Below are 22,729 nucleotides of genomic sequence, written 5' to 3'. Positions count from 1 at the left end.
TATGACACAAGAAAAACAAACATCTATTCGTATATTACAAAGTAAACCCGCTAAAAAAACATTGGGGAAATCATCTGTTTTTCTACTTGGTTTAATTGCTGGGATGGTTATTTCTGCTATTTTCTTTTTTGTTTTTATCAATATCAAACCAACAGAAAATACCAGTACCAATACAGATTCGGTTGCAACACAAGAACCTGAGTTACGCGATGTGCATGCTGAAGAAACAACAACCAATCATCACGATGAAAATGTCGGTGCATATAAGCAGCATATCAATGAGAAAGATTTTAATCAGATTTTTAAACATGAAAATAAGGTTGCTGCTCAAAAAAATCCAATTCCGAATGCCTCCCCATTTGAACAAATGCTAAAACCTGAGGCTAAACCAGTGCCGCAGTCAGCTGCAACTAGACCACAAGCTGCAATAACCGCAAAACCAATACCAAAAGCGAAAGTAGAAGCTAAAGCAGAAGCTTCTGCTAAACCCACTGAAAAAGAAGCCGTACCTAAAAAAGAAGAAGTGCAAGAGGCTTCCCCTGAAGGTACAGTGAAAGTGACGATAGACCGCAAAGTCATAGAAAACAAACCATGATTTTGTTTGTTGTCATTTGTTTTATCTTTTTGGTGCTTGGTCTAACTTTTCTCATGTCTTATGAAATTAGACATAAAACTTTAGACTACCTTAAAGCACTTTTACCACAAGGTAAGAGAAAGCTAGCTTCTGCAAAGCACTTTGCAGAACAAATGAACCAAGCGGCTTCAGCCAATCAAACCCAAACCCATTGGCATTTACAGCAATGGTGGATCTTGATTGCGGGTTTCTTTTTGCTTTCCAGTATTCTTGTTTTTGCATTTACACGACCAATTGATCCGACTAAGGTTGAAGCAGAATATTTAAGAAAAACTGACCCTCAAATTTATGCGCTATTAAATGGCGAGGTTTTAACCCCTCCTCCAGCAGTGGAGGAAAGCTTAATTGATGCTGCGATTGTTCAAGCACAGATATTAGAAAGAGAAAACCCTGTTCCAAATCATCAAGTCCCGAGTGTAAATCCATCGGTTATTGATAATGAAGGAATTGGAGATCAACGTAGCAGCTTCGATACAGCTATGGTTGACCGGAAATGGGATAAAATGCATCCAAGTTATAAGCAACGTTTACTGATGGTCTTTAAAATCATGAAAGAACGTCATGGCTATGAAATGGTGCTTTTAGAAGGTTATCGTAGTCCAGAGCGTCAAACTCGTTTATCTGGCAATACAGCCACGACTTTAGCCAAAGCTTATCAAAGTTATCATCAGTTTGGTTTAGCAGCCGATGTTGCCTTTAAACGAGATGGTAAAGTTGTTATTTCTGAACGAGATCCTTGGGCATGGAAAGGCTACCAATTATATGGGGTTGTTGCTGAATCTGTAGGTTTAACATGGGGTGGACGTTGGACACGAATCCACGACTATGGTCATACTGAGTTCCGTATGCCTGGACTGCGTAAAAACCGTGAATCTGCTGAACGCTTGATTGCTGAAGCACAAGGCAAAGGACTTATGGCAAATAATATTGATGTAAATTAATTGCCATGTTGTCTTTGTAAGAAAATGCTTACATCAATCACAGCGATTGTCATCTATACGATCAAAGCACATTCTTATATTCTATAGTTATAGGGAACAGGAAGTTTCCCAGACATAAAACAACAATAAAGCGTCTGAGCATCAGGAACGTGAGATTCGACAGGAGTCAGATCTAACACACCAATACAAAGAAAACCCCATCAGGATGATGGGGTTTTCTTTTTATATCTATAGAATATCTGATTCACATCACGTTGTTTGAGAATCTACAAGCTATTTAAATACACAATAATCTGTTTATTTTCAGCCATTTCCGCAAGTTCTAATGCTGTAAATTGGCTTTTATAGTCTTTGTCTGCACCTTTAGAAATTAATAATTTAACGATATCTAAGTGATCATTCTCCGCCGCAGCTTGTAGCGCACTATAGCCTTCATCGTCAGTTTGGTTGACGTCGATACCTTGCGATAACAGTTGTTCAACCTGTTCCAATTCCCCTAAAGATGCGGCATAGACCAGTTCAGGAAGATGTAATTCTTCTTCATTATCAGCAATAGGTGAAAATGAGTTAAGTTTCATAAGGAGCACCATTTTTTTGTTCAATTATTATTTAGCTAAAAATTTTAAAGGTCAACAATTCATTATTGACCGAATTCAGTCATCAATTTACTTAATATGACTAGATCTCTTTCATTCCGATAATAAGCACTGCGCATAAAAAACACCCCGTTCTCGTTAGAGACCGGGGTGTTTTAGATTTAAAAGCTGGCGATGACTTACTCTCACATGGGTAACCCCACACTACCATCAGCGCTAAGAGGTTTCACTTCTGAGTTCGGGAAGGGATCAGGTGGTTCACTCTTGCTATTGTCGCCAGCAAACTGTTATGGACTTGTTCGGGTCTTATTTAAATGCCTTACTTCGTACCAAATGAGTTTAACAGAACATTTGAGTTGAATATTTTAACTAGCTTTACAACTAAATCAAGTATGTTTGATCTTTTATGAATCAAATGATGCTTACTTCTTTCGAAGTTCGTATACAACTGCTTGGGTGTTGTATAGTCAAGCCTCACGAGCAATTAGTATTGGTCAGCTTCATGCGTCACCGCACTTCCACATCCAACCTATCAACGTCGTAGTCTTCAACGGCTCTTTAGAGGACATAAAGTCCTAGGGAAATCTTATCTTGAGGTAGGCTTCCCGCTTAGATGCTTTCAGCGGTTATCCCTTCCGAACATAGCTACCCGGCGATGCGACTGGCGTCACAACCGGTACACCAGAGGTTCGTCCACTCTGGTCCTCTCGTACTAGGAGCAGATCCTCTCAAATTTCCAACGCCCACGGTAGATAGGGACCGAACTGTCTCACGACGTTCTAAACCCAGCTCGCGTACCTCTTTAAATGGCGAACAGCCATACCCTTGGGACCTGCTTCAGCCCCAGGATGAGATGAGCCGACATCGAGGTGCCAAACACCGCCGTCGATATGAACTCTTGGGCGGTATCAGCCTGTTATCCCCAGAGTACCTTTTATCCGTTGAGCGATGGCCCTTCCATACAGAACCACCGGATCACTAAGACCTACTTTCGTACCTGCTCGACTTGTGGGTCTCGCAGTTAAGCGCGCTTTTGCCTTTATACTCTACGCGTGATTTCCGACCACGCTGAGCGCACCTTCGTACTCCTCCGTTACTCTTTAGGAGGAGACCGCCCCAGTCAAACTACCCACCAGACATGGTCCTCGTCCCGGATAACGGGACAGAGTTAGAACCTCAATATTACCAGGGTGGTATTTCAAGGATGGCTCCATAGCAACTGGCGTCACTACTTCAAAGCCTCCCACCTATCCTACACAAGTAAGATCAAAGTTCAATGTCAAGCTGCAGTAAAGGTTCACGGGGTCTTTCCGTCTAGCCGCGGGTACACCGCATCTTCACGGCGAATTCGATTTCACTGAGTCTCTGCTGGAGACAGCGCCCCCATCATTATGCCATTCGTGCAGGTCGGAACTTACCCGACAAGGAATTTCGCTACCTTAGGACCGTTATAGTTACGGCCGCCGTTTACTGGGGCTTCGATCAAGAGCTTCGCTTACGCTAACCCCATCAATTAACCTTCCAGCACCGGGCAGGCATCACACCCTATACGTCCACTTTCGTGTTTGCAGAGTGCTATGTTTTTAATAAACAGTTGCAGGGGCCTGGTTTCTGTGGCTGCCAATAGCTCAAGGAGCAAGTCCTATCACCGTCAGCAGCGTACCTTCTCCCGAAGTTACGGTACCATTTTGCCTAGTTCCTTCAGCAGAGTTCTCTCAAGCGCTTTGGTCTACTCGACCTGACCACCTGTGTCGGTTTCGGGTACGATTCCTGTGTAACTGAAGCTTAGAGACTTTTCCTGGAAGCATAGTATCAGCCACTTCGCTAGTAAACTAGCTTGCTATCAGCTCTCAGCATAGAGCACCCCGGATTTGCCTAAGATGCATGCCTACTGCCTTTCACCTGGACAACCAACGCCAGGCTGACTTAACTTTCTCCGTCCTCTCATCGCATTACACAGAAGTATTGGAATATTAACCAATTTCCCATCGACTACGCCTCTCGGCCTCGCCTTAGGGGTCGACTCACCCAGCCCCGATTAACGTTGGACTGGAACCCTTGGTCTTTCAGCGTGCGAGTTTTTCACTCGCATTGTCGTTACTCACGTCAGCATTCGCACTTCTGATACCTCCAGCATACTTCTCAATACACCTTCATCGGCTTACAGAACGCTCCCCTACCACGTATACTAAGTATACATCCGCAGCTTCGGCATATAGTTTTAGCCCCGTTACATCTTCCGCGCAGGCCGACTCGACTAGTGAGCTATTACGCTTTCTTTAAAGGGTGGCTGCTTCTAAGCCAACCTCCTAGCTGTCTATGCCTTCCCACATCGTTTCCCACTTAACTATAATTTTGGGGCCTTAGCTGGCGGTCTGGATTGTTTTCCTCTTGACTACGGACGTTAGCACCCGCAGTCTGTCTCCCGGATAGTACTCATAGGTATTCGGAGTTTGCATCGGTTTGGTAAGTCGGGATGACCCCCTAGCCGAAACAGTGCTCTACCCCCTATGGTATTCGTCCGAGGCGCTACCTAAATAGCTTTCGGGGAGAACCAGCTATCACCGAGTTTGATTAGCCTTTCACCCCTATCCACAAGTCATCCCCTGGCTTTTCAACGACAGTGGGTTCGGTCCTCCAGTTAGTGTTACCCAACCTTCAACCTGCTCATGGATAGATCACCCGGTTTCGGGTCTATACCCAGCAACTAAACGCCCTATTAAGACTCGATTTCTCTACGGCTCCCCTATACGGTTAACCTTGCTACTGAATATAAGTCGCTGACCCATTATACAAAAGGTACGCAGTCACCGAACAAGTCGGCTCCCACTGCTTGTATGCATGCGGTTTCAGGTTCTATTTCACTCCCCTCACAGGGGTTCTTTTCGCCTTTCCCTCACGGTACTGGTTCACTATCGGTCAGTCAGGAGTATTTAGCCTTGGAGGATGGTCCCCCCATATTCAGACAAGGTTTCACGTGCCTCGCCCTACTCGTCATCATTATATGTGCCCTTTCGTGTACGGGACTATCACCCTCTACGGTAGCACTTCCCAGAGCTTTCCGCTAAAACACATATAACTTAATGGGCTGATCCCCGTTCGCTCGCCGCTACTGAGGGAATCTCAATTGATTTCTTTTCCTAAGGGTACTGAGATGTTTCACTTCCCCTCGTTCGCCTCGCATGACTATGTATTCATCATGCGATACCTACCTTATGGTAAGTGGGTTTCCCCATTCAGAAATCTCCGGATCACAGGATATTTGCCGCCTCCCCGAAGCTTATCGCAGGCTATTACGTCTTTCATCGCCTCTGACTGCCAAGGCATCCACCACATGCACTTAATTACTTGACTATACAACCCCAAACAGTCGCTAATCCCTACAAGGAGGATCAACAATGTGGATTCAACCACTTCTATTTGTTGCCTGTGAACTTAATCACTATACAGCTTCAATTTAATTCATATACCAAAACGCTTGATTCAGTTTTATCGCTAGTTCTCATTTCATTCAATATTAACAATTGCTTGCTAACATCAACTAAAACGAGTTAAACAATTATTTCAACTCAAATATATTCTGTTAATGATTCACTACCGCCTCGTCAGCGAGTAGTTAACTGTGATAAATCACAGAACTTAATAAGCTATCGGCTTACTAAGTTCTGTAATCACTTAGTCTGTAATTAGTGGTGGAGACTAACGGAGTCGAACCGTTGACCTCCTGCGTGCAAAGCAGGCGCTCTACCAACTAAGCTAAGTCCCCAGCTTAAGATCTTAATATATCTGCTCTTCTGTGTTCAGTAGACTTGGTGGGTCTGACAAGACTTGAACTTGTGACCCCACGCTTATCAAGCGTGTGCTCTAACCAACTGAGCTACAGACCCTCAGATACATCAATGAAGAACAACTTGTTGTGGATTCTTACCAATCGTCAATCTTTCGTTAAGGAGGTGATCCAGCCGCAGGTTCCCCTACGGCTACCTTGTTACGACTTCACCCCAGTCATCGGCCACACCGTGGTAAGCGTCCTCCTTACGGTTAGACTACCTACTTCTGGTGCAACAAACTCCCATGGTGTGACGGGCGGTGTGTACAAGGCCCGGGAACGTATTCACCGCGGCATTCTGATCCGCGATTACTAGCGATTCCGACTTCATGGAGTCGAGTTGCAGACTCCAATCCGGACTACGATCGGCTTTTTGAGATTAGCATCCTATCGCTAGGTAGCAACCCTTTGTACCGACCATTGTAGCACGTGTGTAGCCCTGGTCGTAAGGGCCATGATGACTTGACGTCGTCCCCGCCTTCCTCCAGTTTGTCACTGGCAGTATCCTTAAAGTTCCCACCCGAAGTGCTGGCAAATAAGGAAAAGGGTTGCGCTCGTTGCGGGACTTAACCCAACATCTCACGACACGAGCTGACGACAGCCATGCAGCACCTGTATGTAAGTTCCCGAAGGCACCAATCCATCTCTGGAAAGTTCTTACTATGTCAAGACCAGGTAAGGTTCTTCGCGTTGCATCGAATTAAACCACATGCTCCACCGCTTGTGCGGGCCCCCGTCAATTCATTTGAGTTTTAGTCTTGCGACCGTACTCCCCAGGCGGTCTACTTATCGCGTTAGCTGCGCCACTAAAGCCTCAAAGGCCCCAACGGCTAGTAGACATCGTTTACGGCATGGACTACCAGGGTATCTAATCCTGTTTGCTCCCCATGCTTTCGTACCTCAGCGTCAGTATTAGGCCAGATGGCTGCCTTCGCCATCGGTATTCCTCCAGATCTCTACGCATTTCACCGCTACACCTGGAATTCTACCATCCTCTCCCATACTCTAGCTTCCCAGTATCGAATGCAATTCCCAAGTTAAGCTCGGGGATTTCACATCCGACTTAAAAAGCCGCCTACGCACGCTTTACGCCCAGTAAATCCGATTAACGCTCGCACCCTCTGTATTACCGCGGCTGCTGGCACAGAGTTAGCCGGTGCTTATTCTGCGAGTAACGTCCACTCATCCTAGGTATTAACTAGAAGAGCCTCCTCCTCGCTTAAAGTGCTTTACAACCATAAGGCCTTCTTCACACACGCGGCATGGCTGGATCAGGGTTCCCCCCATTGTCCAATATTCCCCACTGCTGCCTCCCGTAGGAGTCTGGGCCGTGTCTCAGTCCCAGTGTGGCGGATCATCCTCTCAGACCCGCTACAGATCGTCGCCTTGGTAGGCCTTTACCCCACCAACTAGCTAATCCGACTTAGGCTCATCTATTAACGCAAGGTCACAAGTGATCCCCTGCTTTCCCCCGTAGGGCGTATGCGGTATTAGCATCCCTTTCGAGATGTTGTCCCCCATTAATAGGCAGATTCCTAAGTATTACTCACCCGTCCGCCGCTAGGTCAATTACCGAAGTAATCTCCCCCGCTCGACTTGCATGTGTTAAGCCTGCCGCCAGCGTTCAATCTGAGCCATGATCAAACTCTTCAGTTAAAAATCATTAGTGACTTAAGGTCACAATTCTGGCTCATCAATGTTCTGACAAATTCTCTCAAATAAACTTCGAGTAATTTAAACCAATCAATCAATGATAATATTTCGATCAATCAATTAGTAAAAATCCACACAAGTTGTTCTTCATATTCTCTTAATGATCTTCTCAATGCTTCGTCAGCATCAAGCTAGGTCGGCTATACTACTCTCTATCTCTAAAAAGTCAATCTATAATGTTAATTATTTTTTCTAACAAACCCAACTCTAACCTCATCTTAAAATCTCAATTCGAAATCTTAACAACTTAATCAAGTGCCTGATTTATCAGAAGTTTTATTTAACATCACCGCCGATGGATGTGCATTCTACAGCATTCCATTCCCAACACAACCCCTTTTTTTAAACTTTTTTATCGGATGTGCGTTTTTTCCTCAAAATCAGCATTTTTTTATGCTTTTTATCTATTTTTTAAGCATTTTTCATTAGTTTTTTCATATTAAAGTTATTTTTATGCTTTGTTTTCCACTCTCGAATCACAAAATCTGAGCTTTATTCACCTAAATCAGGATTCAAAAAGAAAAACCGCATCAATTTGATGCGGTAAATCCTATACTTTGTGCACTTTTATATTTTGCAGTCATTTCATCTGTTAAATGCTGCAGAATAGAATCCACATTTTCAAAAGGATGAAAACAGGACTGTCGTACAATCACAGAGAAGTCTCCGACACTTAAACGATCTAAAGATTGCAGTTTTACTTTTATATCGGCTTCATGAACAACAAGTTTGAGCTGTATACAGATATTTTCCAGTAAAGCCAAACGCTGTGCATAATTTAAAAAATCAAAATGCATTTTAAAATCGAAACGGCGTAATGCAGCTTGATCAAGTTCATCAAAACGATTGGTTGTCGCCACTACGACGCCATTAAAGCTTTCGAGTTGAACCAAAAACTCATTTACTTGCGAAACTTCCCAAGAGCGGGTTGCTTGACGGCGGTCTTGTAATAAGCCATCTACTTCGTCCAACAACAAAATTGCCTGTAAGTCTTCGGCTTCTTGAAACGCTTTAGCAAGGTTTTGTTCTGTTTCACCCACCCAAGCAGAAATTAAGTCTGAACCACGCTTAATCAGTAAAGGTCTATTGATAGTTTCAGATAACCATCGTGCAAATGCAGTTTTACCTGTTCCAGATGCTCCGTATAAACATAAACGGCCAAAACCATGTTGCAGGATACCAGATGCGATCTCCGCAAGATTCTGCTTACAATTGATATAGTTCAGATCATAGAACTTGGGCAAAGCATTACTATCTTGCAATTTAATGCTTTGATGACCCTGTGCTTTTAAGGTATTGGACACCAATTTGGTCATGCTTTCCTGAACCACTAAATGCTCATTGTGCATTTGAGCCGCTTTGGCAACACGATAACTACGGCGTAAAATTGCTGGAGATAATTGCTCAACATTGGCCAAGGCTTCCTGATACAAAGGATTAAGTTCTTGACCACAATGTTGTTCGATAAAGCTTCTGCGTTGCTTTTTAGGTGGCACTTTAATTTCAAGCACCATATCAAAACGGCGTATAAACGCAGGATCGAGCTGATCAGAATTAGACACCCAAATCGTTGGTGTACGATTTTGCTCTAAAATACGATTGACCCAAGCCTTACGACTTTGTGCAGTGCTTTTCATCCCCACGCCATTTTCGGTGTCATTAAATACATCCTCAACTTCATCAAACAGCAATAAAGCAGATTGACTGTCGAAAATGCACTGCGCTGCACGATACGCACATAAACGGCCTGTGGCTGAAATTGCATCACCATCTTCATCTTCACAGGAGATTTCAAAAAGTTGCACCGCCATTTCATCTGCAAGGGTCTTACACAGTTGTGTCTTTCCTGTGCCTGAAGTGCCATAAAGGAAGATATTTACCCCCTGTTGCTTACTCATTTTGACTTGCTTTAAGTAAGCTAGGAGTAAAGTCAATTCAGTGTGTAAATGAGGATAATCCTCTAAGGTTAATTCAGCAGGCTGACTTTTATTAATGGTTCCAACAAACAGATCCATCACATCATTGGTTTTCACCAATAACTTATCAGCCAATTGGTTTGACACCAGATTCAATTTCCCACGTAAATAATTACGATAGTGTTGTTGAACACTGATTAAGCCACTGCGATGTAAACGCCCTTGTACAGACAAAGCCTGCCGAATTGCTTCATAAGGTAAATCTAAAACCACAGCCAAAGCACGTATGGTTTTAGACGCAGTCAATTCACCGATGGTATCCGCAATATCATCTAGAAGTTGTTCACTGTTTAACATCACGATAAAGCCTAAAATCGTGCTTTCAACAGCATTTAAATCCAGTAATTGCTGTATTAACTTTAGGTTATATTGCAATTCAGCATTGAACTGAAAATTATCTAATAAATTTTGCTGTTGGCTATTTTTATGCAAATGGTTAAGTTCCTGATAAGCAGCTTGCTCATCGAACTTATCTGCAAGTAATGCTTCAGAAAAACCTAACTTTTTTGCAATCCATTGATGACTAAAGCAATGATCAGAAATAAATTCTTTTGCACCACCTAACTCGACCAAAAATCGAAAAGCCCAAAGTTTTACAATCGGAGAAATTTCAGCAAAATCCGCTACGTCAACCTGATGCATATTTTGTGCAAAAGGTTGATTAATATATTCGTTCATATATTCACTTTTTTCTTTTCATGACTAAGGCTAAACTTTTTTCAATTTGCATTTTCTGCAAGCAAAGTCATCCCTCAGAACATGTATATTCTTTAAAATAAGGTTTATTTTCGTTTAATTTAAACGATTAAAAATGTATAGGGTCTATTTAAAGCCCAAAATGAGAAATACGTTAAACAACATGATTTTTCTCCCGAATATTGAATTTAACAGCTGATTCAAATCACATTTTAAGCACCCTGCTTAAAATGATGGGTTCAATCAAGATATTATGGTTATCCTGCAACCAGTCAGTGGTTGTAAAGAATCTTGTCAAAAGGCAACGTTACAAGATCAAATTGAGGCAAGTGAAAAGAAAATTGAGGTAGTCTTTGTGATTATTTAAGCCATCGTGGCTAAATTTTGGCTCATTTTAAAGTTAAGCAGGGATTTTTGCAATTATTTATTCACCACGAACATAGGATTTTGTCAGTTTTCACCAACGACCCAACGAAAAAAATCCCGCCGAAGCGGGATTTTGATTGTCTGTTTCAGTTTATTTTGCTTTATCGATAAATAGCTGGGTACTGTATTCAGCCGTTGCTAATTTATTAATTTTCTTTTGACCTGTCTGACCAGCCAAACCTTGGGCATATTTGAGGAAAGCCTCCGCATAGTCTAAGCCAACATTCACACGGCGCTCACCAGTAATGGTTTTCAGGGTAGTATAGTAGTCACCACCATTGGCAAGAAAATCAATCGTGATCGCTTTGTAAGTCTTATTGAGATCTAGATTTTCATATTGCCCAGATGCATTACGTACTTGTATTTGGTTAAGACGCTGGCCTTTGTCTTTGGTAAAGTCAACATTCCAACGCATACCACCGGTATATGGGTAGCTACCCGTATTATTCTGGGTAATCACACCATCTATTGCATCTTCTAAGGTGGCTTTAACTTCAGCACCCGTCAGATCTAAACGCAACAATGTATTCTTGAACGGTAAGACATTATAAATTTTACCAACTGTCACATCCCCTAAAGCAACATCTTCACGGACACCACCACCATTTTGGAATGAGATATCAGCGCCAAAGAAGGTCTTTCCTTGTTGTAAAAACACTTCAGCAATAATTTGTTGAATATCTCCACCATGTTGATCGACGTGGGTATTCTTATTACAGATATCGCCGAGTGTTGAACGATTTACATCACGTTGTGTACCAGGGACTCGACGTGAACAGAGATTATCTGTGGCTTGACCTACGATTTCTTGAGCAAATTTTTTCTTTTGTTCCTGATACGGTTTTAAAACATCCAAGGTGTTTTGTAGTGGCATTACAACAGTAAATGGGGCCTGATCTGTTTTAAATTGCGTCAGAATTGCTTGTTTTTCAGTTTCGGTGACTGCTTTTGCGTCTTTGGCGGTACGGGTAAAGTTATTCCCAATGAGTACATGTGGTGTTCCACTACAGCTTTCGACATTCCCGTTTTTGTCAAACTTCACATTTAAATCGCCCACGATATAACTGTACTGCCAAGCTTGCGCGACGCAGACCAATTGACCATCTTTGTTTCTCAGCTGTGTTGGATAAGCACCTTCAGGTGTCATGCCATATTTTTTAAGACTGTCAGGGCCCAATAACGTATGTGAATCACCCCCAATAATCACATCAACATCGGTAAGTGATTTTGCCAGCTGTTGGTCTAAGTCATATCCCACATGGGTTTGAAGAATAATATTTTTAATACCTTGTGCTTTATATTGATTTATTTCTTTTTGTGCTGTTTCAATTTCATCTGCAAACAATGTATCAGCATTCGGTTGAGAAGAGTTTTTGGTTTTCTTGGCAACCGTTAAACCAATGATTGCAAATTTCACTCCCTCCTTTTCAAACACTTGTGACTTCAAAATGCGATTGGTTTTATACAACGGTGAAGATGCACCAAAACTGACATTGGCCGTTAAAATTTGGGTTTTGTCTTTACAAGAACTTTGATCCAAGAAACCAATAAATTTCTTTAATCCATCATCTTTAGAATCAAACTCATGGTTACCCGGCGTAAATGTATCAAAACAAACGGTGTTCATTGCATCTGCGTCTGCTTTACCATCTGTTAAGTTATAGTACAAATCGCCAGTGATCGCATCACCAGCATGTATTTTTAAAGCATTTTTCTTTTCTACTGCAAGTTGGTTAATTAAGCTGGCAACACGTGCAAATCCACCGCTTGCAACACTAAACTCTTCATCCTCTGTCCCCACATTGCTTTTAAATTTAATGCTTTCTTCATCTAAATGTGAATGATGGTCATTAATATGCAAGATATTCAGTTCTAAAGCTTTTGCCTCTATTGGTTTTTCAGTATTTGAATGATCATTATCATCATTACAAGCAACCAACAGCGTAGACAGTACACTTAGCAAAATGATTTGCTTTTTATTATTAATCAACATGATATTTCCAACAAGCAATAAATATTTATGGCCTAGTATGTTGATCATTTGTTTAATTTTGATGAATAATTAAACATTATTGCTCAGCAACAAGGTTTCATCAGAGCTTAAATATTCAAATTGTTTTCTGAACACCGACAAACACAGCATACCGATACTTTTAACAACAGCTCACTTTATGATTTTTTTCTTTAATGTATTTTTTAAACGTTGAAGTTTCAAAAAGTTGTATTCAAATTCAGTTGTTTCAAAAATAAAAAACCAATCAAATTTGATTGGATTTTATAACAAGTTAAACCTTAATCTGCTTGATAAAAAGGTTTATCACCCATCAAAGTGGCTCGATTCATAACACGGTGCTGAGGACGGTAATCATCAACAGCATAATGGAAGGTACAACGATTATCCCAAAATGCCACATCATTGGCCTGCCACGACCAACGCACTACAAACTCTGGTTTCTGAATATGTTCAAACAACATTTTCAAAACAGCATCGCTTTCTTTGGCTTCGAGTTCATTGATTCGTGTGGTAAAACCTTCACTCACAAACAAAGCTTTGTGACCTGTGACAGGATGAGTACGAATCACAGGATGGCTAATCGGAGGATGTTTTTTCTTAGCCTGTTCTAGCTTTTCTAATTCGGCAGGATCACCACCAAAACGATCTACTGGAAATGAACGTGCAATATCATGTGTTGCAGTTAAACCAGACAACATCGCTTGCATCGGTTTGGATAATGCTTCAAACGCCGCTGTTCCACTTGACCAAAGTGTATCTCCACCCCATGCAGGGACTTTTTTTGCACTTAAAATTGCGCCCATTGCTGGTGCTTCAAGAAAAGTCACATCGGTATGCCACAATGCATTATCCCGTAAATCATTTAATTCCGTATCTAAAACCATGATTTCTGGTTGTTCTGGAATATTAGGGTAAATTGGGTGGATGTGTAACTGACCAAATTGACGCGCCAAAGCTGCATGTTGCTGTGCAGTCATCGGCTGATTTCTGAAAAAGATCACCTGATGTTTCAATAAAGCTGCTTCAATCAAAGCCTTTTGTTCAGATGTTAAAGGCTGATTGAAATTCACACCTTCAATCAGCGCACCAATCGTTGGATTTAATGGGGTAACTTTAAAAATATTTGAAACAACAGCGTTCATTTCTTCCTCGATCATCTCACGATATATTAAAATGTTAAAACTAAATATGGCGATATGCTATCGAACAGTGTAGCGAAAATAACTTACTGAGATTGCTTATCCCAAGGGACTAATTTCCTTTGTAAACGACGTAAACCAATTTCCAAAATAAAGGCAATCACAGCAATAATGAAAATCCCCACAATCACCACATCTGTAGCCAAAAGCTGTGAAGAAGATTGCACCATAAAGCCTAAACCTTCAGAAGCTCCAACCAACTCTGCTGCCACCAAAGTCGACCATCCCACCCCAAGACCAATACGGATACCGGTTAAAATACTCGGTAAAGAACTTGGTAAAACCACATGTTTAATAATTTGCATTGGGCTTGCACCCAAAGACTGTGCAGCACGAATTTTAGCTTGATCGACTGAACGTACACCGGTTGCTGTTGCAATAACAATCGGTGCAAAAATTGCCAGATAAATCAGTAGCACCTTGGATAATTCACCAATACCACACCAAATTACAATCAAGGGTAAATACGCCAGCGGCGGAATCGGACGATAAAACTCAATGATGGGATCTAAAATACCCCGTACAACTTTATTACGACCAATCGCAATCCCAACTGGAATCGCAGTGATGACCGCAGCAATTAATGCCGTGCCAATACGACCCAAACTTGCACCAATATGACTCCACAAGCTAATACTCATATAGCCATTGCTGAACAAATCATTGAAACGCTGCAAAACGGCGGTTGGTGATGGTAAGAATAAAGCATCAATCCAGCCTAAAGTGGTGACCAGCCACCAAATTGCAATCAAAGTAATGATCGTGATACTACTAATCAAGGTAATATTGACTTCACGTGGAACCTTCACCACCACAGTCTGAGATTCAACTGTACGAGGGATCAATTTAGGGTCTAATTGTGCTGTCATTACTCCACCTTTTCCACTTGAGTTTGGTCACTCTGAGCAACATGGTATTGATCCTGATTATTTTGAATAAACACACAACTCAACACATGCTCTCGCATTTCAATAAACTTAGGATCTGATTTAATACTTCGTGCTGGCTCACCATGGGCATAGCGTTTAGCAAAATCCAACTCTAGCTTTTCCACAATTCGCCCAGGATTCGGTGCAAGAATAATTAGATCTGTTGCTAGAAAAACAGCTTCTTCGATGTCATGGGTAATTAAGAATGTGGGTTTGGACGTGCTCTTCCAAATATCTAATAATAAGCACTGCATTTGTTCACGAATAAAGGCATCCAAAGCACCAAAAGGCTCATCCATCAATAATATTTTAGGGTCAGAAGCCAAAGCACGTGCTAAACCAACCCGTTGACGTTGCCCGCCTGAAAGTTCCCAGATATGGCGTTGACCAAAGCCTTCTAAATTCACCAATTTGAGTAATGCTTGTGCACGGTTTTGACGTGTTTTTTTATCAAATCCTGCAAGCTCTAAACCAAAAGCAATATTGTCTTCTACATTTTGCCAAGGCAATAAAACATCATCTTGGAACACCACACCACGGTCTCGGCTGGGTGCAATGATTACTTCGCCATCCAGTTTTAATGTGCCTGCTTGTGGCTGAGTAAATCCAGCAATCAGATTTAATAAGGTTGTTTTACCACTGCCTGAAGCACCTAATGCAACCATCAGTTGCTCAGAGCCCAGTTGAAATGAAACATCTTTCAGTACCGGTTGTTCAGCACCCGGATACTGTGCTTGTACGTGTTCTACAGTCAATACAGCCATGATGAATACTTCCGATCTCTATTTCGATGTTTGAATAAAACGTGTGTTAATAAACTGTTGATAATTTGGAGAAACTTTTCTCACCAGACCCTGTGCTTTTAAAAAGTTCACTGAATTGACAATATTCTGTGTGGTCCGCCCACCAAGGTATTGAGTGCTTAATTGCGCCTGACGTTCTGGATAGGCGGCACCAGCAAGAAGCGCTGGCACATCTTGAGCATCTACACCAGTAATTTTGGCAATTTTTTGCACTTCAGCCGAGTTGGCAGTCCAACGACTTTTATCCTGGTTATAGGATTGATAATAGTTCAGTGTCACTGTTGAAAACTTTGCTAAGACTTCAGGATGCTTCTGTGCAAAATCTTTACGTGCCACCCAAACTTCAAATGTAGGAGATCCCCATTGCCCAACCTGCCCTGCATCTGTGATGACCTTACCTGTTTTCTTAATATTGGCAAGTGCAGGTGACCAGACAAAAGCTGCATCTATATCGCCTCTGCGCCATGCTGCATTAATTTCAGCTGGTTTTAGGTTCAACAACCGTATTTGATTGGTTTTAATATTCCAATGCTGCAAAGCCCCCAATAAACTGTAATGGGAAGTCGAAGCAAATGGGGTGGCCACCTTTTTCCCAATTAAGTCCTGAGGACTATTAATTCCTGAGCCATTTCTCACTACTAAGGCTTCCGCACTTTTCAGATCGGTAGAAATTAAAAACACCTCTATAGGCAAATTATTGGCAACAGCTGCCCCCAAAGGACTTGAACCAATCAGTGCGATATCTACAGAACCTGAAGCCAATGCAGTTAAAACTTCTGCGCCACTATTAAATAAGCGCCAATCCAGTTTTTCCCCAATTACTTTGTCATACACACCGTCAGCCTGTGCAACTTTGGCAGGTTCTATGTTGGTTTGATAACCAATGAAGATAGGGCGAGCATTTGCCAAACCACTATAGCTATATAAACTTATGGCTGAGCAAAGCAAAATCAGTTGCTGAAATTTCATGATCAATGTGTGGACTAGAATAAATAAAAATAGATGGGAATCAGCCTCATGGTACGGTTTTTTTGTATATTATTAAAAATACGTTTTTTAGATTTACTTATATGTTTTATTGATTAACAAAACTTGAAATCTATTTTATTTTTCTAGATCGATCAAAATTAACAAGATTTTAATTAGGCCACTAAACCCACACCAACAAACAAAACAATATCACAATAATATTTTATTAGGATAAATAAATCACATTAAGCAAGCCATTCAATGGTTTACTCATCGGAAATAGAGTAAAAACTCTATTTTTATTCAAATAATATTACTATATTTAGTATAAATAAAACGCGTTTTAAGTATAAGGATATAACATGAAAAAGGAATTTCTTGCCCTTACTACAATCGTATTATTAGGAATATCAAGCACCTCTCAAGCAAAACAAGAAATCTGTGTTTTTGATTTATTAGGGAAAGCTGGCGAATCCTATAAAATGATGGAAGAGTGGGCACTCGCTGCAAAAACATGGAATACCGATGTCCAGCTGATTGCTTACCAAAATGAAGAGCTTGCTGATAAAGATTTTAAAAATGGTAAATGTGATGCTGCCTATATCACCACAATGCGTGCACGCCAATACAATAAATTCGCAGGGTCTATTGACGCGCTGGGGGGGGTTCCAACCAATGCCATTGCACTCAAGGCGATTACCTTTGTTTTGGATAAGCGTAATGTAAAACGCTTAAAAACCAAGATAGACAATGAAGAAATAGAAATTGGTGGAATCGGTCAAATTGGCCCTGCATATATCTTTGTGAACGATCGAACCATTAATACTATTGAAAAAGGTAAAGGTAAGAAATTTGCGGTATTGGCGTATGACAAAGCACAGATTGCAATGGTTGAACGTGTCGGAGCAATTCCTGTTCCTTCGGATATTTCCAATTTTATTAAGAAGTTTAATACAGGTGAAGTACCAATGGTGGGTGCGCCAGCTTACGCCTTTAAACCTTTAGAAATGGAAAAAGGGCTTGGCTCTAAAGGTGCATTGATCAATTTTCCAGTGCTAAATGTCACTGCAGATTTGGTATTTAGATCTCAAAAATTCCCTGCTACTTTTGGCAATGATTCTAGAACGTGGTTTATCAAGCAACTTCCTCGTCAATTCAGTATGGTCAAACGTTTAGAAGAAGGCATTCCAGCTAAATATCGTTTGAATTTAAGTAAAGCAGATACTGAAAAATATCAACAGCTTTTACGAGATGGACGTATGGATTTAACCCGACAAGGTATTTACGATCCGACCATGATGTCAGTGCTTAAACGGGCGCGATGTACTGTAGATCGAACCAACTTTGAATGTTCTTTGGCGGGTGAGTAACCTCTCATCAAAAGTTGTTGATAAAAATCAGGCAATGGAGGCATCCATAAATTGCCTGATTTTTTATTTTAAAATTTACTGAGCTGAAGGTTGTTCAACTAAACTTGGGTCATTGGTTGCTTGAGCAGGTTGTGATTGCTGAATCGTTGCATCTCCCTCAACAGCAGTACCTTGTTGAGTCGGATCTACAGTCGCAGTTTGTGCCGATTGCTGTTGATCTGCAGAACCCATTGGTGCTGATTGGGTTGTTTCAGGTGCTTGTGTTGTTTCACTTGATGTACACGCCGTACTCATAACCGCAACACCAGCCAATAGCATAAAAATAAGACCTGATTTTTTCATCATAAATTCCTTTATCACTCTATCAAAAAACGGCAACACAGGACTGCGTTGTCGTGCTGACTATGATTGCTATTTTTTCTGCAAACTTCGTTGAAGCTTGGTTAGACTTTTAAGGTGTTGCCGTATAAGTTATGCAAAGTTTATTAAATCAATGATTTATATTGACCGATTTTATTTTTCATTATACTTGTTTCATTTCACTAGATTTTTTGATGGGATTAAATGCGGTTAGGCAAAAGTCTACCTGATAAAAGATATACTTTTACCATAAAAGTTTCGGATTACTTACATTGTTAATGGCTTTTTACAAGACAAAAAAAAAGCTTATCCAAGAAGATTGGATAAGCGATGAAAACATTGTTCAAACTAAAAAAAGAAACTACAGCCATAGAATCTATGGAGCATGATAATTAAATTATTGCTTTTTCGCAAAACCTTATTTTCAATAAGTTTAATCGGTTTTACATGTAAATTAAGCATTTTAATCTGTTCATTCAATTTTAATTTTTGAATTTACTCATCATTTTTGAGCAATAGCTGCATCTATCATCAATAAAGTTAAATTTTAATCTAAAAAAATAATCACTGATTTGATGATTATTCCAACAAAAATATCTTTAAAGTTTGAGATTTCTCCCTTAGATCAGCTTTTTTCACTGAATTTCATTAAATAATCTCTAAAACTGCTTGAATTTTAGCGGCTCGCCCACATTTCTTATTCATTAATGAATTAAACGATCATGGCAGTTCAAAAATGAACACAGTGCAAAACTGCTGCCGATAAGGACTGTACATGTTTAAGAACCCATTTAAACGGAGTAAATCAATGGCAACTGAGCAGAATCAAGAAGCCCAAGATATTCAAAACGAGCAAGCCGAACAGCAAACTCAGGCTGAAAATGAACAGGTTGAAGTTACCGTTGAAGCTTTACAGGCTCAAATTAGTCATCTTGAAGAGAGCTTAAAACTCGAAAAAGCACGTACTGCAAACGCGGTTTATGAAGCACAGAAAAGTGTAGAACGTATTCAACGTGATGCTGAAAAGTATAAAGACATCGTGTTAGAAAAGTTTGCGAAAGAATTATTAAACTCTGTCGACAACCTTGAGCGTGCCATCCTCGCAGGTGGCGATGAAGAAACACCTGTACTAGAAGGCGTAAAACTGACCTTGAAATCACTTCTCACCACTTTAGAAAAATTCGGTGTTGTTGAAGCAGACACAACCAATGGTTTCAACGCGGACTTACATCAAGCTGTCGGGATCGACCCAAATGCACAAGCCAACCAAATTGGCACAGTTTTGCAAAAAGGCTACACCTTAAATGGTCGACTACTTCGCCCTGCAATGGTGATGGTTGGTCAATAAAGGTAATAAATAGGAGCTTTTTAAAAATATTTTCATGAATTTTCACAAATCATGACTTGAAAATTTTTGAATGGCTCTCATATCGGATAACAAGAAAATCCCTTTTAACTCCCCTTTGTAAAAAGAGGACACAAGGGATTCAAAAGAATTTAGAGGAATTTGATTTATGGCTAAAATTATTGGTATTGACTTAGGTACAACGAATTCATGTGTTGCTGTACTTGAAGGCGATAAAGTTAAAGTAATTGAAAATGCTGAAGGTGCACGAACAACACCTTCTATCGTGGCATATAAAGATGGCGAAATTCTTGTGGGTCAATCTGCTAAACGTCAAGCAGTGACTAACCCTAAGAATACATTATTCGCAATCAAGCGTTTAATTGGTCGTAAGTATCAAGACCAAGCAGTACAAAAAGATATCGGTATTGCACCATTCAAAATCATCAAAGCTGATAATGGTGATGCTTGGGTTGAAGTAAACGACAAAAAACTTGCACCGCAACAGATCTCTGCAGAAATTTTGAAAAAAATGAAAAAAACTGCGGAAGATTATTTAGGTGAAACAGTAACAGAAGCTGTTATTACTGTTCCTGCTTACTTCAATGATGCACAACGTCAAGCAACAAAAGATGCTGGTCGTATTGCTGGTCTAGAAGTTAAACGTATCATTAACGAACCAACTGCTGCTGCACTTGCGTTCGGTATGGACAAAAAAGAAGGCGACCGTAAAGTTGCAGTATATGACTTAGGTGGTGGTACATTTGACGTATCAATCATTGAAATCGCTGACTTAGATGGCGACCAACAAATCGAAGTATTGTCAACCAATGGTGATACATTCCTTGGTGGTGAAGACTTTGATAATGCATTGATCGACTATTTAGTTGAAGAGTTCAAGAAAGAGCAAAACTTCAACTTGAAACAAGATCCACTTGCATTACAACGTTTAAAAGAAGCAGCTGAAAAAGCTAAAATTGAGCTTTCTTCATCTAATTCGACTGAAATTAACTTACCATACATCACTGCGGATGCAACTGGTCCTAAACACTTAGTGATGAATGTAACACGTGCCAAACTAGAAGGTTTAGTTGCTGATTTAGTTGCGCGTACAATTGAGCCTTGCCGTATCGCACTTAAAGATGCAGGTCTTTCGACTTCTGACATCTCTGACGTGATTTTGGTTGGTGGTCAATCACGTATGCCAATGGTTCAACAGAAAGTACAAGAGTTTTTCGGTAAAGAACCTCGTAAAGATGTGAACCCAGATGAAGCTGTTGCAATTGGTGCTGCAATTCAAGGTGCGGTATTGTCTGGTGACAAAACTGACGTACTTTTACTTGACGTAACACCATTAACACTTGGTATCGAAACCATGGGTGGCGTATTAACTGCAATTATTGAGAAAAACACTACGATTCCTGCGAAGAAATCTCAAGTATTCTCTACAGCAGCAGATAACCAACCAGCGGTAGATATTTCAGTTTACCAAGGTGAACGTAAAATGGCTCAACAAAACAAATTGTTGGGTAACTTCCAATTAGGCGACATTCCACCTGCACCACGTGGTGTGCCACAAATTGAAGTATCGTTCGACATCAATGCTGATGGTATCTTAAAAGTATCAGCAAAAGACAAGAGTACTGGTAAAGAACAATCGATCCAGATCAAAGCAAACTCTGGTTTGTCTGATGCTGAAATCGAAGCAATGATCAAAGATGCTGAAGCAAATGCTGAAGAAGATCGTAAGTTTGAAGAACTTGCAAAAGCACGTAACGAAGCTGATGCTTTAGTTGCTTCTGCAAACAAAGCTGTGAAAGATCTTGGCGAACAAGTTACTGCTGATGAAAAAACGGCAATTGAAGCAGCAGTTTCTGAGTTAGAAGTGACTGCAAAAGAAAATGATGTTGATGCGATTAAAGCAAAAACTGAAGCTTTACAAAACATCATTATGCCAATCACTCAACGTGCTTATGAAGCAGCTCAAGGTCAAGGCGGCGCTGAAGGCTTCGATCCTAACCAATTCGGTGGTGATGCAGGCCAACAACAGCAAAAAGCTGATGATGGCGTTGTAGATGCTGAATTCACTGAAGTTAAAGATGACAAAAAATAATTTGTCACTTTAATCTTAGAAAACCGCTCAAGAGATTGAGCGGTTTTTTTATATGATCTATTTTTATCCGTAAAGCTATGGAGTCACTTTTGTTTATCTCTGATGTCTCTAAAAAAACTGGATTCTCTATCCATACCCTTCGTTATTATGAACAAATAGGCTTACTGAAAAATATCCATCGTAATCAATCTGGGCGACGTGTATATACCAAACTTGATCTGGAATGGCTTGAATGGGTAAAACGCTTAAAATCAACAGGCATGCCTTTAGAAAAAATGCAAGATTTTGCCCAATTTCGACTACAAGGAGAGCAAACCTTAAAACAAAGACAAGCGCTTCTTATTGCGCATTCTGCTCAATTAAAACAAGAAATTCAAAGACTCAAGCAAGAACAAAGTATTGTCGACTATAAAATTGAAATATATGCACAAAAAATGCTTGAGCTAGAGTGAACTCGAGCAGTTAATATTTTTGACTCACGATTTGAGTTAGGAGTAGACAATGTTAAGTTCAGGTTTTTACATCACCGCAGAATTAAAAATTAAAGATAAAAACAGAATCTTAGAAACCCGTGAAGCCTTACAAGCATTATGTAAGCTCACTCTTCAACAAGAACCTGAATGCACCTTATTTCAACTGCATCAATGTCAAGAAGAACCAACCCGTTTACTACTTTGGGAGCGCTTCGACTCGGAACAGTCTTACCACGCCCATTTTAAACAGCCCTATACACAACACTATCTTTCCAAAGATTTAACCGAAGTGGTGCAACATTTCGTCAGTGATATTGTGCTATAAAAAAGCTCGAAAAATCAC

The 22,729-nt window shown here is 40.6% G+C and carries 15 protein-coding genes, 2 tRNA genes and 3 rRNA genes; 7 read left to right on the top strand and 13 right to left on the bottom strand.

Annotated features, from left to right (window positions below; all coding sequences use genetic code 11):
• Nucleotide 1: 1 nt before the first annotated feature.
• Both AC4CVF_RS19020 and AC4CVF_RS19015 read left to right on the top strand, forming a co-directional pair.
• A complete protein-coding gene (locus tag AC4CVF_RS19020) occupies nucleotides 2–595 on the top strand; it encodes a hypothetical protein (protein ID WP_336953854.1) in 594 nt (197 codons plus the stop codon).
• Nucleotides 592–1,575: a M15 family metallopeptidase gene (locus AC4CVF_RS19015; protein WP_336953855.1), complete on the top strand. Its 984-nt coding sequence runs from the start codon at nucleotides 592–594 to the stop codon at nucleotides 1,573–1,575. Before AC4CVF_RS19020 ends, AC4CVF_RS19015 begins: the two co-directional genes overlap by 4 nt.
• A 266-nt stretch (nucleotides 1,576–1,841) precedes the next feature.
• On the opposite strand, the gene AC4CVF_RS19010 is transcribed toward AC4CVF_RS19015, so the two are convergent.
• The 12 genes from AC4CVF_RS19010 to tauA form a co-directional block, all read right to left on the bottom strand.
• The gene (locus AC4CVF_RS19010) at nucleotides 1,842–2,153 is read right to left on the bottom strand and encodes an ankyrin repeat domain-containing protein (protein ID WP_419819809.1); all 312 of its coding nucleotides are present in this window, start codon (nucleotides 2,151–2,153) and stop codon (nucleotides 1,842–1,844) included.
• Nucleotides 2,154–2,337: 184 nt separating this feature from the next.
• Nucleotides 2,338–2,452, bottom strand: a 5S ribosomal RNA gene (rrf, locus tag AC4CVF_RS19005).
• Between the two features lie 182 nt (nucleotides 2,453–2,634).
• Nucleotides 2,635–5,525, bottom strand: a 23S ribosomal RNA gene (locus AC4CVF_RS19000).
• A 336-nt stretch (nucleotides 5,526–5,861) separates the two neighbouring features.
• A tRNA-Ala gene (locus AC4CVF_RS18995) sits at nucleotides 5,862–5,937 on the bottom strand.
• A 44-nt stretch (nucleotides 5,938–5,981) separates the two neighbouring features.
• Nucleotides 5,982–6,058, bottom strand: a tRNA-Ile gene (locus AC4CVF_RS18990).
• A gap of 59 nt (nucleotides 6,059–6,117) precedes the next feature.
• Nucleotides 6,118–7,656, bottom strand: a 16S ribosomal RNA gene (locus AC4CVF_RS18985).
• The 16S, 23S and 5S rRNA genes sit together here with 2 tRNA genes alongside, the layout of an rRNA operon.
• Nucleotides 7,657–8,243: 587 nt before the next feature.
• Nucleotides 8,244–10,367 (bottom strand): AAA family ATPase, encoded by a 2,124-nt coding sequence (locus AC4CVF_RS18980; protein ID WP_419360982.1) that lies wholly within the window; start codon nucleotides 10,365–10,367, stop codon nucleotides 8,244–8,246.
• A gap of 535 nt (nucleotides 10,368–10,902) precedes the next feature.
• Nucleotides 10,903–12,804 carry a 5'-nucleotidase C-terminal domain-containing protein gene (locus AC4CVF_RS18975; RefSeq protein ID WP_490789824.1) on the bottom strand — a complete coding sequence of 634 codons (1,902 nt, stop codon included), beginning with the start codon at nucleotides 12,802–12,804 and terminating at the stop codon, nucleotides 10,903–10,905.
• 299 nt (nucleotides 12,805–13,103) lie between these two features.
• Nucleotides 13,104–13,967: a taurine dioxygenase gene (gene tauD, locus AC4CVF_RS18970; protein ID WP_490789823.1), complete on the bottom strand. Its 864-nt coding sequence runs from the start codon at nucleotides 13,965–13,967 to the stop codon at nucleotides 13,104–13,106.
• A gap of 83 nt (nucleotides 13,968–14,050) precedes the next feature.
• Entirely contained in the window at nucleotides 14,051–14,893 is an 843-nt protein-coding gene (gene tauC, locus AC4CVF_RS18965; protein ID WP_490789822.1) for a taurine ABC transporter permease TauC, read from the bottom strand.
• A complete protein-coding gene (tauB, locus tag AC4CVF_RS18960) occupies nucleotides 14,893–15,717 on the bottom strand; it encodes a taurine ABC transporter ATP-binding subunit (RefSeq protein WP_419360979.1) in 825 nt (274 codons plus the stop codon). Before tauB ends, tauC begins: the two co-directional genes overlap by 1 nt.
• A gap of 18 nt (nucleotides 15,718–15,735) precedes the next feature.
• A complete protein-coding gene (gene tauA / locus AC4CVF_RS18955) occupies nucleotides 15,736–16,725 on the bottom strand; it encodes a taurine ABC transporter substrate-binding protein (RefSeq protein ID WP_490789821.1) in 990 nt (329 codons plus the stop codon).
• A 362-nt stretch (nucleotides 16,726–17,087) separates the two neighbouring features.
• Between tauA and AC4CVF_RS18950 the strand changes: the two genes are divergently transcribed.
• Entirely contained in the window at nucleotides 17,088–18,095 is a 1,008-nt protein-coding gene (locus AC4CVF_RS18950; RefSeq protein ID WP_490789820.1) for a putative solute-binding protein, read from the top strand.
• A gap of 75 nt (nucleotides 18,096–18,170) precedes the next feature.
• Here AC4CVF_RS18950 and AC4CVF_RS18945 read toward each other — a convergent pair whose 3' ends face one another.
• The gene (locus AC4CVF_RS18945; protein WP_004818138.1) at nucleotides 18,171–18,437 is read right to left on the bottom strand and encodes a hypothetical protein; all 267 of its coding nucleotides are present in this window, start codon (nucleotides 18,435–18,437) and stop codon (nucleotides 18,171–18,173) included.
• 826 nt (nucleotides 18,438–19,263) lie between these two features.
• Between AC4CVF_RS18945 and grpE the strand changes: the two genes are divergently transcribed.
• The 4 genes from grpE to AC4CVF_RS18925 all read left to right on the top strand — a co-directional run bounded on the left by grpE (nucleotide 19,264) and on the right by AC4CVF_RS18925 (nucleotide 22,711).
• The gene (gene grpE / locus AC4CVF_RS18940; protein ID WP_490789934.1) at nucleotides 19,264–19,803 is read left to right on the top strand and encodes a nucleotide exchange factor GrpE; all 540 of its coding nucleotides are present in this window, start codon (nucleotides 19,264–19,266) and stop codon (nucleotides 19,801–19,803) included.
• A 166-nt stretch (nucleotides 19,804–19,969) separates the two neighbouring features.
• Nucleotides 19,970–21,913 carry a molecular chaperone DnaK gene (gene dnaK / locus AC4CVF_RS18935; protein ID WP_336954595.1) on the top strand — a complete coding sequence of 648 codons (1,944 nt, stop codon included), beginning with the start codon at nucleotides 19,970–19,972 and terminating at the stop codon, nucleotides 21,911–21,913.
• An 89-nt stretch (nucleotides 21,914–22,002) separates the two neighbouring features.
• A complete protein-coding gene (locus tag AC4CVF_RS18930) occupies nucleotides 22,003–22,365 on the top strand; it encodes a MerR family transcriptional regulator (protein WP_490789819.1) in 363 nt (120 codons plus the stop codon).
• A 49-nt stretch (nucleotides 22,366–22,414) separates the two neighbouring features.
• A complete protein-coding gene (locus AC4CVF_RS18925; protein ID WP_490789818.1) occupies nucleotides 22,415–22,711 on the top strand; it encodes a putative quinol monooxygenase in 297 nt (98 codons plus the stop codon).
• The last annotated feature ends 18 nt before the right edge of the window (nucleotides 22,712–22,729 follow it).

The organism is Acinetobacter sp. LipI_19 (assembly GCF_058242925.1).
Note: the sequence above shows the minus strand (reverse complement) of the source record. Positions and strands in the feature narration are given on the sequence as shown.